The 13,462-nt window shown below is 50.6% G+C and carries 12 protein-coding genes; 2 read left to right on the forward strand and 10 right to left on the reverse strand.

Translation table 11 applies throughout. From position 1 onward, the window contains the following. Window positions 1-167 precede the first annotated feature (167 nt). The 8 genes from MKX76_RS13810 to MKX76_RS13845 form a co-directional block, all read right to left on the reverse strand. Window positions 168-1,106, reverse strand: a complete 939-nt coding sequence (locus MKX76_RS13810) for an ABC transporter ATP-binding protein (RefSeq protein ID WP_007129455.1) — start codon at window positions 1,104-1,106, stop codon at window positions 168-170. Beyond that, window positions 1,103-2,098, reverse strand: a complete 996-nt coding sequence (locus MKX76_RS13815; RefSeq protein WP_007129454.1) for an ABC transporter ATP-binding protein — start codon at window positions 2,096-2,098, stop codon at window positions 1,103-1,105. The genes MKX76_RS13810 and MKX76_RS13815 overlap by 4 nt, the downstream gene beginning before the upstream one ends. Window positions 2,099-2,111: 13 nt before the next feature. Further along, the gene (locus MKX76_RS13820) at window positions 2,112-3,062 is read right to left on the reverse strand and encodes an ABC transporter permease (RefSeq protein ID WP_007129453.1); all 951 of its coding nucleotides are present in this window, start codon (window positions 3,060-3,062) and stop codon (window positions 2,112-2,114) included. Window positions 3,063-3,064: 2 nt separating this feature from the next. Next, window positions 3,065-3,997 carry an ABC transporter permease gene (locus MKX76_RS13825; RefSeq protein WP_007129452.1) on the reverse strand — a complete coding sequence of 311 codons (933 nt, stop codon included), beginning with the start codon at window positions 3,995-3,997 and terminating at the stop codon, window positions 3,065-3,067. Between the two features lie 263 nt (window positions 3,998-4,260). Next, a complete protein-coding gene (locus MKX76_RS13830) occupies window positions 4,261-5,922 on the reverse strand; it encodes a peptide ABC transporter substrate-binding protein (RefSeq protein ID WP_007129451.1) in 1,662 nt (553 codons plus the stop codon). 148 nt (window positions 5,923-6,070) lie between these two features. Then, window positions 6,071-6,457 carry a DUF3397 domain-containing protein gene (locus MKX76_RS13835; RefSeq protein WP_007129450.1) on the reverse strand — a complete coding sequence of 129 codons (387 nt, stop codon included), beginning with the start codon at window positions 6,455-6,457 and terminating at the stop codon, window positions 6,071-6,073. Between the two features lie 13 nt (window positions 6,458-6,470). Beyond that, window positions 6,471-7,430: a ketopantoate reductase family protein gene (locus MKX76_RS13840; RefSeq protein WP_210095267.1), complete on the reverse strand. Its 960-nt coding sequence runs from the start codon at window positions 7,428-7,430 to the stop codon at window positions 6,471-6,473. Between the two features lie 152 nt (window positions 7,431-7,582). After that, window positions 7,583-8,233 (reverse strand): RsfA family transcriptional regulator, encoded by a 651-nt coding sequence (locus MKX76_RS13845; protein WP_007129448.1) that lies wholly within the window; start codon window positions 8,231-8,233, stop codon window positions 7,583-7,585. A 343-nt stretch (window positions 8,234-8,576) separates the two neighbouring features. Here MKX76_RS13845 and MKX76_RS13850 point away from each other — a divergent pair, with 343 nt between their 5' ends. After that, window positions 8,577-8,813, forward strand: coding sequence for a DUF2626 domain-containing protein (locus MKX76_RS13850; RefSeq protein ID WP_007129447.1), 237 nt, complete (start codon window positions 8,577-8,579; stop codon window positions 8,811-8,813). A 269-nt stretch (window positions 8,814-9,082) separates the two neighbouring features. Beyond that, complete coding sequence (locus tag MKX76_RS13855) at window positions 9,083-10,192, forward strand: coiled-coil domain-containing protein (RefSeq protein ID WP_341033983.1); 1,110 nt, start codon at window positions 9,083-9,085, stop codon at window positions 10,190-10,192. Between the two features lie 222 nt (window positions 10,193-10,414). Here the strand turns inward: MKX76_RS13855 and MKX76_RS13860 are convergent, their stop codons facing one another. Both MKX76_RS13860 and MKX76_RS13865 read right to left on the reverse strand, forming a co-directional pair. Then, the gene (locus MKX76_RS13860; RefSeq protein ID WP_210095265.1) at window positions 10,415-11,674 is read right to left on the reverse strand and encodes an extracellular solute-binding protein; all 1,260 of its coding nucleotides are present in this window, start codon (window positions 11,672-11,674) and stop codon (window positions 10,415-10,417) included. Between the two features lie 377 nt (window positions 11,675-12,051). Continuing rightward, window positions 12,052-13,383, reverse strand: a complete 1,332-nt coding sequence (locus MKX76_RS13865; protein ID WP_040738501.1) for a PhoH family protein — start codon at window positions 13,381-13,383, stop codon at window positions 12,052-12,054. Window positions 13,384-13,462 lie beyond the last annotated feature (79 nt).

A 13,462-nucleotide genomic window follows, 5' to 3' on the forward strand; every position in this document is an offset into this window, starting at 1 on the left:
GTCGCCTCCTATTCTTTCGTCGCCAAAATATCCAATATGTGTACGATCATTTATTCTAACCTAATAAAACCTTTCTTGATTGTACCGAATGTTGGTATTGTGCGTCAAAGGAAAAGAATAGCCGCCGGCATGATTGCCTGCGGCTATTTCTACTTGTCAAGGCCGAATTATGCGTAAGCCTTGGCAACCCAATGGCCCTTGGATACCTCGACCAGTTCGGTATCATCCACATCCAGCTGAACCGTTCCGTCCTCTCCTTTGGCGGCCGAAATCGGTCCCTGCATGTCATTTTCCATTTTAAGACGCGTTTTGTTCGCCTCGATTTCCGGATCCGGAATCGGAATGGCGGACAGCAGCGTTTTGGTGTAAGGATGGATCGGGTTGGCGTACAGCTCTTCACTGTCCGCCAGCTCGACCATTTTCCCAAGATACATCACCGCTACGCGGTCGCTGATATGCTTGACCATCGACAGGTCGTGAGCGATGAAGAGGTACGTCAATCCGAGACGGTTCTGCAAATCCTTCAGCAGGTTGACCACCTGAGCCTGAATGGATACGTCGAGCGCCGAGATCGGCTCGTCGCATATGATGAATTTCGGATTGACCGCAAGCGCGCGCGCAATGCCGATCCGCTGCCGCTGACCGCCCGAGAACTCGTGGGGATAACGCGTTGCATGATCGCTGTTCAGGCCGACCATGTCAAGCAGCTCCTCAATCCGCTTCTTGCGCTCTGCGCGGCTTCCGGCCATGCCGTGAATATCCAGCGCTTCACCGATAATATCCGAAACCGTAAATCTCGGATTCAGCGATGCATACGGATCCTGGAAGATCATCTGCATATCGCGCCGCATCGCCTTCATTTTCTTCGGCGACAGCTTGTAAATGTCCGTACCATTAAAGTTAACGCTGCCTGCCGTCGGCTCGTACAAACGCAGGATCGTCCGACCCGCCGTTGATTTGCCGCAGCCGGATTCCCCGACCATGCCGAGCGTTTCGCCTTCGCGGATATAGAAGTTCAGGTTGTCGACCGCCTTGAGTACATTGCCTCCGCCGACATTAAAGTATTTCTTGAGGCCTTTCACTTCAATCAGATGGTTATCCTTCATGAGCTTTGCGCCTCCTTCGCCATCGGATGCAAATTCCAGCAGCGCGCCATATGCGTGTCGCTGAATTCCGTCGCTCCCGGGTCGATCCGTTCGCAAATCTTCATCGCCTCATCGCAGCGGGCGCAGAACGGACAGCCGACAGGCGGCTTGATCAGATCCGGCGGCGTTCCGATGATCGGAATGAGCGGCTCGTCCTTCTTCTGATCCAGGCGCGGCATGGAACGAAGCAGACCTTTCGTGTAGGGGTGCTGGGGATTTTTAAAGATCTCCCATTTCGTTCCGGTCTCTACCACTTCGCCCGCATACATAACGATCACGCGATCGCACATGCCGGCCACGACCCCAAGGTCATGGGTGATCAGAATAATCGACGTGCCGAGACGCTGCTGCATTTCTTTCATGACATCCATGATTTGAGCTTGGATCGTCACGTCCAGCGCCGTTGTCGGTTCGTCCGCAATAAGCAGCGTCGGCTTGCAGGCAAGCGCGATCGCGATCATCGCACGTTGACGCATGCCGCCCGAAAATTCATGCGGGTATTGATCAAACCGTTCCTCGGCATTCTTGATGCCGACGAGCTTCAGCATTTCGATCGCCTGCTTCTTCGCTTCGGAGAACGACATGCGCTGATGCTTCACGAGCACCTCGGTTATCTGCTTGCCGATTTTAATGGTCGGATTCAGCGAGGTCATCGGATCCTGGAAGATCATCCCGATATCCTTGCCGCGGATCGCTTCCATCTGTTTATTCGTTTTTTTGAGAAGGTCCTGTCCTTGGAAAATGACCTCTCCTTTTTTGATCTCTGAGGGCGGCGACGGAATCAAACGCATAATGGTCTGGGCGGTAACGCTTTTACCGCTGCCGGACTCACCAACGATGGCAACCGTCTCCCCCTTGCCGACTTCAAAATTCACGCCGCGCACAGCCTTTACCTCGCCGCCTCGGACACGAAACGATACGTTGAGGTCTTTAACCTGCAAGATCGGTTCCATACCTTCCCACCTCCTATTTTTTCAATTTCGGATCCAGCGCATCGCGCAAACCGTCACCGAAAATGTTGAATGCAAGCATTGTCAAGCTGATAAACAGAGCCGGGAACAGCATCCGCCAAGGATAGTACATCCATCCCGACAGAGCGTCGTTAATCATGGAGCCCCACGAAGCGACAGGCGCTTGTACGCCAAGACCCAAGAAGCTCAGGAACGCTTCGGAGAAAATCGCGCTCGGCACCGACAACGTCAATGTAACGATGATCGGTCCCATCGCATTCGGAATCAAATGCCGGAACAACAGCCGCGGCGCGCTTGCGCCCATCGACCGGGAAGCCAGCACGAATTCCCTGTTTTTCAGCTGCATAATTTCGCCTCGCACGATCCAGGACATGTTGATCCATCCTGTAATCGTCAAGGCAAGTATGATCGTCCCAAGACTCGGCTCAAACACGACCAGAAGCAAAATCGTTACCAGCAAATAAGGAATGGAATACAGAATTTCTGCAAATTTATTCATGAATTCGTCGACGCGCCCGCCGAAGTAACCCATAATGCCGCCGTAAATAACGCCGATCATCAGGTCAATGGCTGCCGCCGCAAGGCCAACCGTCAAAGATATGCGAGCTCCCATCCAGGTGCGGACAAACACGTCGCGGCCCAGATCGTCCGTACCGAACCAATGCTCGGCGGAAGGCGGAGCGTTCGTATTCATCAAATCATTGGTTTCATAGTCATAATTCGAAATCATCGGTCCGATGATCGCCATGATGACAATCAGGATCATGACAACGAGGCCCGTCATCGCAAGCTTATTCTTGCGCAATCGTTCCCAGGAATCCCGCCAGGAAGACAAGCTTTCCCGCTGGATGACTTCGGACTGCTTCTCATCCGGACCGATCTTCCGGAAGTCTTCAGGCGTTAATTGCTGAGCGGCCGGATGAGGCATTCCCTGTTCTGTCGCCATGTTTATCCCTCCTTCCCGCCGGATAGTTTAATGCGCGGATCCACAAATACGTATACGATGTCTGTAACGAAACGCGCCAGCATCAGCAGGATGCCGTAGAAAATCGTAATCCCCATGATCACCGTATAGTCACGGTTCGTAATGCTCTCCACAAACTGCTTGCCGATGCCGCCGATACCAAAAATTTGCTCGATAACGACAGAACCGGTAATGATATTGGCAGTCATTGGACCGACATACGTAACCACCGGCAGGATGCCGTTGCGGATGACATGGCGGAACATGATTGCAAACCAGTTAAGTCCTTTGGCTTTTGCTGTCTTGATATAATCCGAATGAAGCACTTCCAGCATGCTGGAGCGTGTCAAACGGGCGATAAACGCGATCGGCTGTGCGGACAAAGCCATGACAGGCAGGACATAATCGAGCGGACCGTCAAAGCCCATGACATTGAACAGGCCGGCTTTCTCCGCCAATACGAACTGCAGCATGGATGCCAGGACGAAGCTCGGAACCGCGATCCCGAGAACCGAGATAATCATCGCTAGATTGTCAATCAGCTTCCGGTGATAAAGAGCTGCCAGCATCCCCAGCAGTACACCGACGATTACGGAGACGACAATCGCGATCAGACCCAACCGAAGCGAAGGTCCGAACGTATCTACTATAATATCGGTGACCGATTGCCCCTGATGCTTCATAGACAAACCGAAATCACCTTGAATGATATTACCTAAATATTTCGTGTATTGTTGAAAAACCGGTTTATCCAAATCATACTGCTCCATCAGCCTCGCCAAGATTTCAGGCGATGGTTTTTTCTCTCCCATAAACGGATCTCCCGGTATGGCCTTCATAAGAAAAAAAGTGGCTGAGATCAGTATGAACAAGGATACAAGCATGTAAAAAAACTTACTCGCCACATACCTCAGCATTCTTGTCGTCCTCCTGCTCCTGTTGTTCTATACCAAGCCGTCTATTTCATTGTAGTCTCCCCTAATCAAATGAGCATCCAATAAGTTTCACCAAGGGACACAGGATTTGGTAACCGGGCGCTCATACAAAAAATCGGGATATATATGAGGTGTTAGAAGCCCCACATATATATCCCGAACTGCAACCTTTTAGAGGTTGTTCAAAAAGTCGCCTTTTAAACCGACTTTTTGAACATGCACTTTTATAAAGGAATTACAGAAGACTACTCGATATACGCACGTGTGAAATCGATATCGCCTTTATAATCAAGATGGAGGTTCTTCACCCAAGGTTTAACCAGGGAAACGCTAGAGTAGTAGTAGATCGGCATAACAACCTGGTTGTCCTGAACGAGAATCTTCTCCGCTTGAGACATCAATTCCATGCGCTTCGCATTGTCGCTGGTAGCATACGCTTCCTTGACAAGCTTGTCATACTCCTCGCTCTTGAAGCCGGTATCGTTGTTGCCGCCGGTCGATGTCCACATGTCGATATAGGTCATCGGGTCGTTGTAGTCGGCTCCCCATCCGGAACGTGCAATTTGGTAGTTGAGATCCGTGCGGTTCTTCAAGAATACGCCCCACTCTTGGTTTTGAACCTTAACCGTTACGCCAAGGTTGTTCTTCCACATATCCGCGATGGCCAGCGCAATCTTCTTGTGGTTGTCATCGGAGTTGTGGATCAGCGTAACCTCCGGCAAAGTCGTATAGCCTTTTTCCTTCATGCCTTGTTCGAGCAGCTTCTTCGCTTCTTCCAGATTCTCATTGAAGTAGTTGTCCGGAACTTCTTTACGGTATTCATCCTTCTCGCCTTTAATGCCCGGAGGAACGAAGCCGTAAGCCGGGAGCTGTCCGCCTTGCGTAATTTTCTCTACGATCGCCTTGCGGTCGATTGCCATCGCAAAGGCTTTACGAATGTTTACGTTATCAAACGGTTCTTCCGTTGTATTGAAGATATAGAAGTACGTCGAGGCGATCCCCTTGATCACAAGCTCATCGCCAAGCTCTTTCTTCACCGCATTCAGCTGGTCTGTCGGAATGTTTCCTGTCGGATGTCCGGCATAATCCAGCTCGTCGTTACGGTAGCTTGCAAGCTCGGTCGCAGAGCTGTTAACGATGCTCATTTGTACTTTCTCAAGCTTGATGGAAGCTTTGTCCCAATACTGGTCGTTCTTCACAAGCTCGATCTTTTGGCCCTTCGTCATTTGTGAAACTTTGAACGGACCATTCCCGATCAACGTATCCGGTTTCGTCGCCCAAGAAGCGTTGCCTTCAACGGATTTATGAACCGGGAAATACGTTTGGAAGGACATGAGGCTCAGGAAGTATGGCGTCGGGTTCTCCAGCGTTACTTCCAGCGTGTAGTCATCGGTTGCTTTTACACCGACTTCGTTAGCGTCTTTCATTTCTCCTTTGTTATACGCTTCAGCGTTCTTGATGTAGTACAGCTGGTAAGCGTAAGGGGATGCAGGAGTAAAGTTAGGATCGAGCACGCGCTTCCACGCGAATTCGAAATCCTTGGCCGTTACCGGATCGCCGTTGCTCCATTTGGCGTCCTTGCGAAGGGTGAAAACATATTTGAGGCCATCTTCGGAGATGTCCCATTTTTCCGCTACGCCAGGTTCTTCCGTGCCGTCGGCACCTTTGCGAACCAGACCTTCAAACACAGCGTTGATAACCGTATTCGATGTATTGTCCTGGGACAATCCTGGATCCAATGTCGGAGGGTCGGAGGCAAGGTTCATGCGAAAGACTTGTTCTTTCGGCTTGTTCCCTGTTCCGCTGTTGGCACTTTGATCATTCTTGTCAGCTCCGCATGCGGCCAACACTGAACTGAAGGCAAGAATCAGTGTCATGAGAAGCAGCAGTTTCTTGTGTTTCTTCATCTTGCGTTATCCCCCTCATAAAATAGGTATATGCTTATCGATTATACAACCAGTGGTCAAAAAAATCCATAAATCAGAAAATTGAAAAATCTGCCTGATCCTAGATCTGGCAGATTCCCCAAGTGTTATCTTAACGATTAAGTTGTCCCTATGTAACCTTAATTATGTATGTAAGCAGTCCAAAAAATGTAAAAAGTAAGTATCCAGCGCTTAAGGCGACAAACCCCAGGCGCCACACCGCCCTGACGAGTCTCTTCCCATTGACCCGGCCCTTCCAGCGGTTTTGCGCACTCCCGATCAACCCTGCCGCAATGAGCAGCAGGAGCAAAACCAGATAAAAACCAAATTTTGACTGGAATATAATGTTAAACAAAGCCGAAACCGAGAATATCAAAAAGAAGGTCGTCACATCCATGGCGAGCTCAATCGCCTGCTTACGGCTGTTCCCCTTTCGAATGACGATGAAGTATACCAGGAAAAACGGAATGAATGGAATTACACTCAACCAAAAGAGCAGATTGTTCAAGAAACCCATACTATCGTACCTCCTATATAGTCATTCCCTCAATAAGCTGTAAAATGAGCTCGTGGTGTGGTGTAGCTACTCTATATCTTCTGCCCATGCGGACGATACTTCCGTTAATCCAGGCCGCTTCCGTCGTGCGTCCCTCGAGAACATCCTTCAGCATCGAGGAGGTGTTGTCCGAGGTAGACCGGCAGACTTGCTCGATCTGCTCCCATAAATGGCTCCCGCACGGGATATTACCCGCCTTATATACCGCCATTCCTTCATCGTAAAGCGCCCTCATGATCGCCACCCGCTGCGGCGAGGCCAGCAGCTCTCCGTTTCGAACCCGCCACAAAGCCGTCAGCGGATTGATGACAGCATTCATGAGCAGCTTCCGGTAGATCATCTCTTCCATTTCTTTCGACAAAAACGACTCGAATCCTGCACGGTTAAGCTGTTTCACCAGCTCGATTTCGGCTTCGTCTTCCTGCTCCTGCCCACTGGACCCCTCAGCTTGAGGCAGCCTCCCGATCGTCGTCGTTCCATGTCCTGCATGAAGCACCGAGGCCGGACCCGTACGCTTGGCGCCCTCCGTCGTTATCGCTGCGTAAAGCTCCCAGGCCGGAAGGTAGCGGTTAAGAAGCTCCATATGGCCTGTTCCGTTTTGAAAGCAAATCAACCGGCGTTTCGCATGCCCGAACGGAAGAAGCACTTGCTTTGCCATATCCTCGATGCCCTGCTGTTTTAACATAAGAAAAAGAACATCTGCTCCTTCCGCCCCGCCCCGAGCCGCAAAGGCAGACAGCGGATACGCCTTGATCCGGTCCGGCTGGACCAGCGTCCGTTCGCCGGCCGTATTATCCAATGATATCCCCTCTGTCCCGATTCTCTCCGCCTGCTGAGCGCCGCGGCACCATAATGTGATGTCATTTCCGGCTGCCGCAAGCTTGGCGGCATATAACAGGCCCAAGGAACCGGCCCCCAAAATATGTATGTTCATCCTTACCTCCATCATCGCTAGAAATAACAAAATGCTGTACTAGCTCTAGTATATATCAGAAAGAATTCATATACGCACAAATAACCCGCCAAAGCGCATGAAATGCACTAATGCGGGTTACGGCTGCTAGGCACTGGATGTCTAGCCTGTTTCTATTCGATTCGTTCCAGATTTCCGTTGGCGTCCATTTTGAAGCGAGTTTTCAGCTCCTCGTCCTCTTCATTCAGGAAAGCCAGTCTTCGCGCCCGATCCATGATCTGGATCAGCGCCTTATAGTCATCATTGACGACATGGTAATCGGTTTTCACTTCACTGACTTCCTTCAAGAGACGCTCATTCTCGCTGCGAAGTCTTGCAAGCTCTTCCTCTTTCTCGCGCAGATTTTTCTCCAGCAGCTTATACTGGCGTGAGCTTTCCTGCAACCCGCCCTTCCATTGACGAAGGAAACGGATGACGGCATCAATGGACAGCGTTTCTTCCGTGGCTCCGTCGTTTTTATAGGCATCCTGTTCCAGTTCCTGGGCAGCTACGCCTGCAACCTGCGGGCCGCTAAGCGGCGACTGCTTCTTATAATAACTTCTTTTCTGGCGCTGGGATTTCGCCAAGCTGATTGCTTCCTCGTATTTTTTGCGCACACAGCTGTTCCATCGAAATCCGCAGGCGGCCGAAGTGCGGCCGATCCGCTCCCCTACTTCCTCAAAGGCAGCCAATTGGGTGCTGCCCTCCCGAATATGGCGCAGGGTCACCTCCGCTAAAATCAGATCATCCTCTGCGCTCCAAGCATCCTGTCTTACTGCTGACATACCATAAAACCCTCCTAACGACATCCTAAAATAACCGTCTTCAATACCGTAAATCGGCTGCTGAATAGGGTATAAAAACTGCTTAATTCATTCCTATGCCTCTCATAGAGTTCATAGAATCTATTTGATACTAAAATGTATTTCCATTTTGAATACAGATCATACGCTTAAGCGGGGAAATGGTGCGAAACCTTAGAAAAACTTCCTGATTATTTCGGGACCTTCTCGGCACATAATAAAAATAAAGCAGGTTTTTCTTGAGTTAGGCGTTTACACCATTTTCCCGTAACGCTATAATGGGAATAGCGGCATTATGTGCGTACATACGAGAGGAGGATATATCGTGGCACGGATGTTTCGAGTGCTGGGCTTTTTTACCCTAACGATCGGGTTGATGGCCTTCGCCGGTGATCTTATTGAAATGGCTCTGCTGTTCTTCCTGCAGACGGCATTTTTCGTGATCCTGGGATATTTGAAATTCACGGAGAGAACCTATATTCTTCTCTTCTGGGCTTATATGATCGTGACCTTCACAGGCTTCAGCTACTGGACGGTCTTCGTTATGGGCAAGCCGCTCTAATGAATGCCAACAAACCAAGCAGGCGAATATCCGCTCCCGCTGGCGCTTGAACTTGGACAACCCGGCTAAGCGGACGGGTGCGGATGGTTTCCTTGCGATTCGTGAACAGTGTCTTTAAAAAAAAGCGATCCGGAGCATTTGCTGCGGGTCGTTTTTTTTCAGTTTCCAAAAGGTTGATATTTATAACGTCATCATCATATATTGGTTAACAATGAAGGGACAGCGGACGGATTCCTTTCGTCTAAACAACCATTCAAGGAGGACTCCTGTTGATTGAACGATTAAAAACGCCGATCCTCCCGTTCATGCTCACGCTGCTTCTGTTGTTCTGTTTCATGTTTACTCCAGCGGTTTACTCCGAGCAGGATGCAAGCCCCGTCATGCCGGACTCGGAAGAGGCGCGCCGCATCTTGCAGGACAGTCTGTCCATTGTCGAGATCGATGAGGAGATTTCCCGGATTTCGAGCCGGATTGTGGAGCTTGAAGCGCTGCAGGACGAGCTTCAAGGGAAGATCGGAGAATTGGAGCTGACGATTCGTGACCGCCAGGAGCGCGCCGGAGCTGTGCTGCGTTCCTATTACATGGGCGAGCGCGAGCAGTTATATTACATGCTGTTATCTGCTAAAAGCTTGGCCGGGTTTTTCCGTGTACTGGATTTTTACGATTTGATCATTCAGAATGACCGGGACGTGTTAACGGCCTATAAGAACCAATACCAGGAGCTTGCCTCCTCCAAGGCTGAGGCTGCTCGGAATGCGTCGGCGCTTGTTGAAGTGAAGGATAATCTGGTCAGGCAGCGGGAACGTGTGCTTGCGCTGGAGAAGCAGGTGGACAGCGCCGTATCGACAAGCAGCAATCCTGAAGCCATGAAAAAGCTGATTGAGGAGTTTACTTTATATTGGGAGAACGTCGGCCTCTACGAGGTGAAACGCCATTTCCGGGCCCTGGCAAACGCAATGGAGAATCTTCCGGATTTCGTTCAGGGCAGCAAGAACATATTGAAGACAAACGGGAAAGTGTATACGATAAACATTCATGAAGATGAGCTTAATGCCTTCCTCCGGTCCGAGGACGAGCTCTTCAACTCGTTCGCATTTCATTTCAATGACGGCAAAGTGATTGCATCCGGAGAAAGCGGCAATTTATCCCTTTTGATCGAAGGCCGGTATACGGTTGTCGAAGATCCGCAGAACGCCATTATGTTCCATGTCGACAAGCTTGTATTCAACCGGATCGAGCTGCCGGACACAACGCGCCAGGCGCTCCAGGAAGAATTCGACATGAACTTCTATCCGAAACAGCTGGTGTCCTTTCTGAAAGCAACAGAGGTTTCAAGCGCCAATCAGAGGCTCATGGTTACGATGGAGCTGGATTTATAGCTTGCTATAGCTTGTTTAACTTAAGAAACCACTGCAATTAAGCGCAGTACCGATAGTCCCGCCCCCCGGTCACTATCATCTTTAAGGCTGTATGGATTAACTGCCATTAGATTGACGCCTCTATTATCCACTACATAGGATGAACAAAAAAACAGCTGCCCGGAACATTCGCAATCTAACGTTCCGGGCAGCTGTTTGACGTGCTGATCCTAATTATGCGTTTCACTTCGCCTCAGGAGGATGCAGCTCCAGGTACTTCTCCATGGTTATTTCTCCGCTCAACAGGCTCCGGGCCGATTCGGCATAGGCCTGGAAGTTCACCGGCTCCCCAAAATCGAGCACCGAAGCTTCGTTCTCCGCAAGCAGCAGCTGAACCGGAACGGCGGCCTTTTGCCAGATGCCTTGGTCATGAAGCAAGTGACTGCTGGTCACGTAAAGCTCTGACAAAACAGGCAGCGTTCCTGCCGACTTGCTCCATTCGCGCTGCTGCTCTTTTTCCGTCATGTACGTTATCCATTTCATGGCGAGTGCGGAAGATTCCGTTTGGGCCGCAACGGCAAGACATCGTGTGCGAACGACAGGGGACTTTGGATGATTATTCCCCATCGCGAGAGCAAGAGTCCTACCGTCGGTGTCTTGATCGACAAAGGCTGAATAGGGCCCGATCTGAACGGTTCCCGGCTCGTCACTCGGTTCCGAATTTTCCCCGGGAACCTGCTGCTCGCCGCTCATTGACTCCGAAGCAGGTCTGATGCCCCGCAGCAGCAAGTCCAGAACATCCCGATCCGGACTGGACGGATCTCCTTCCATGAGGTGAACCGCAGCTGCAAAGGCGTAGGGGTCCCTTAAGTCAAAGGACAGCACCGCACCGGATGTATGTACGCCGAAATATTCTTTCCATTCTTTCCGGCTTCGGGGCAGCTTCTTGGAGGGTTCGTCCTTCCCTTGCCCGTTCCAGACCATGACATAGGGATCGATGTCGAAAGGCAAGCCCCATTGGTATCCGTTCCACTGCAGCGGCGTGAGCAGGCCATTCAAGGCCTCGCCGTCCGGCATAACCGCTTGGGAGGCATCGACCGGGAGCAAATAACCGTTCATTGCAAGCGCTTTTATATAATGCGAATCTGTCAAAAGGATATCCGGCCCTTCTCCCAGGCTTAACTGCATCATAAAGGAATCCAGGGATTCCTCCCCGTCTGGATCATTCGATTCCAGAGGAACTATCTTAACCTCGGCGCCGTACTCCTGCATAAACTGTTCGTTCAGCTCATTCAGCTTCCTCAGCTCGGCGCCGCTTAACTGAACACCGACCTGAATCGGGCCCTGGTCGGCTTCCGGCGTTTCCGGCCGCTGTTCGGGCGGAATCGGCTCATCTCCGGGCGGCTCCCGCTTGGTATAATGAGTGAAGTCGAAGCTGGGAGATAAACTGGATAAAGACAATAATAAGACCGCAAAGAGGAACCAATATTTTTTCCGTTTCATATCCCCACTTCACTCCTTTAGCCACTTGCCCTTATTTTACCAAACCTCTAGTGCTCTTGTCCTATCTCATTTATAGATTATACCACCGGTTTGCAAGAACAGACAGATAGAACTATACGAAACCGTACCCTGCGCAGCTGTATAGTATGTTGTCAAGTGAATGCAGAACGCATTAAGCAAGCTCACTGCCCCGGAGTCTCTATACGGCATGAACCCAATACAAGCAAGAGTGAGGGATCCCTTCTTGCACCGCACCCAAGTGCTGCGGAAGATATTAGAAAAGACGGTCCGGAAATGATAAAGATTTCCGAACCGCCCCTTTTTCAAATATGAGATGCCGTTTGTTCCCTTTTTCTTTATTTCTCGGGAAATATCAGCTACAGCAAATCTGCCGCCAGTTGGGCCAGCTTGGAACGCTCGCCCTTCGTTAATGTGATATGACCGCTCAGGCGCTCCTGCTTAAACCGCTCTACCACATAGGTCAGGCCATTGCTCACCGCATCCAGATACGGATGATCGATCTGCTCCGGATCTCCCATAAGAATGACTTTGCTTCCTTCTCCGGCCCTAGACACAATGGTCTTGACTTCGTGCCGCGATAAGTTTTGCGCTTCATCCACAATAATGAATTGCCCTGGAATGGACCGGCCGCGAATGTAAGTCAACGCTTCGACCTGAATACTGCCGAGCCCCATGAGTATTTTATCGATATCGCCCGATTTCTTGGTATCGAACAAAAATTCCAGATTATCATATATCGGCTGCATCCAAGGTCTCAGCTTATCTTCCTTCTCGCCGGGCAAATAACCGATATCCTTGCCCATCGGAACGACAGGCCGGGCAATCAGCAGCTTTTTATATCGGTGCTCATCCTCGACTTTGGACAGACCGGCTGCAAGCGCCAGCAATGTTTTCCCTGTTCCCGCCTTCCCCGTGATCGTCACGAGCGGGATATCGTCGTTAAGCAGCAGCTCGATCGCCATTCGCTGCTGGGCATTGCGGGCGCTTATTCCCCATACCGGTTCATTGCTCAAGTGCAGCGGCTCAAGCCGTGTAGCATCCTCATTGACGCGAAGCAATGCCGACTTGGCCGAGCCCATTTCATCCTTCAAAATGACGAATTCGTGCGGGTACAACAAATAAGGCAGCTGCAGCGGTTTGATCGGAAGATAACGGTAGCTGTAAAACTCGTCGATGACCGACGGGTGTACCTTGATCGTCGAATATCCGGGAAACAATTCGCTCGGATCGGCCGTCCGGTCGGACAAGTAGTCCTGTGTCGTTAATCCAAGCACATCCGCCTTGATCCGGACCAATACGTCCTTGCTGACGAGCACGACAGCCTTGCCGTCCTCCTTCGGTTCCTCCTCCAATTTATAATTTAACGCGACAGCCAAAATTCGATTGTCGTTGGTAGCCTCACTAAACAGTTCCTGTACCTTGACGAAGCTGCGATGATTCAGCTCAACCTTCAGTGTCCCGCCATTCTCCAGAAGCACCCCGTCATGCAGGTGCCCCCGTTCCCGTAATCCATCCAACAGCCGGGACACGGTGCGGGCATTTCGGCCGATCTCATCGGCATTACGCTTCTTCGAATCGATCTCCTCAAGAACCACCGCAGGAATGATGACCTCATGCTCCTCAAAAGCATAAATGGATTGAGGATCATGCAGCAGTACGTTCGTATCCAGCACAAAAATTTTACTCATCTTATCCCTCCACTGCTTCTTCATCATCAGGTACACATTAAACCATTTCGTCCCGGACATAATAAGCTTAGCCTCTGGA

The organism is Paenibacillus sp. FSL R5-0810, from assembly GCF_038002285.1.
GTDB classification, from domain to species: Bacteria; Bacillota; Bacilli; order Paenibacillales; family Paenibacillaceae; genus Paenibacillus_AQ; species Paenibacillus_AQ lactis.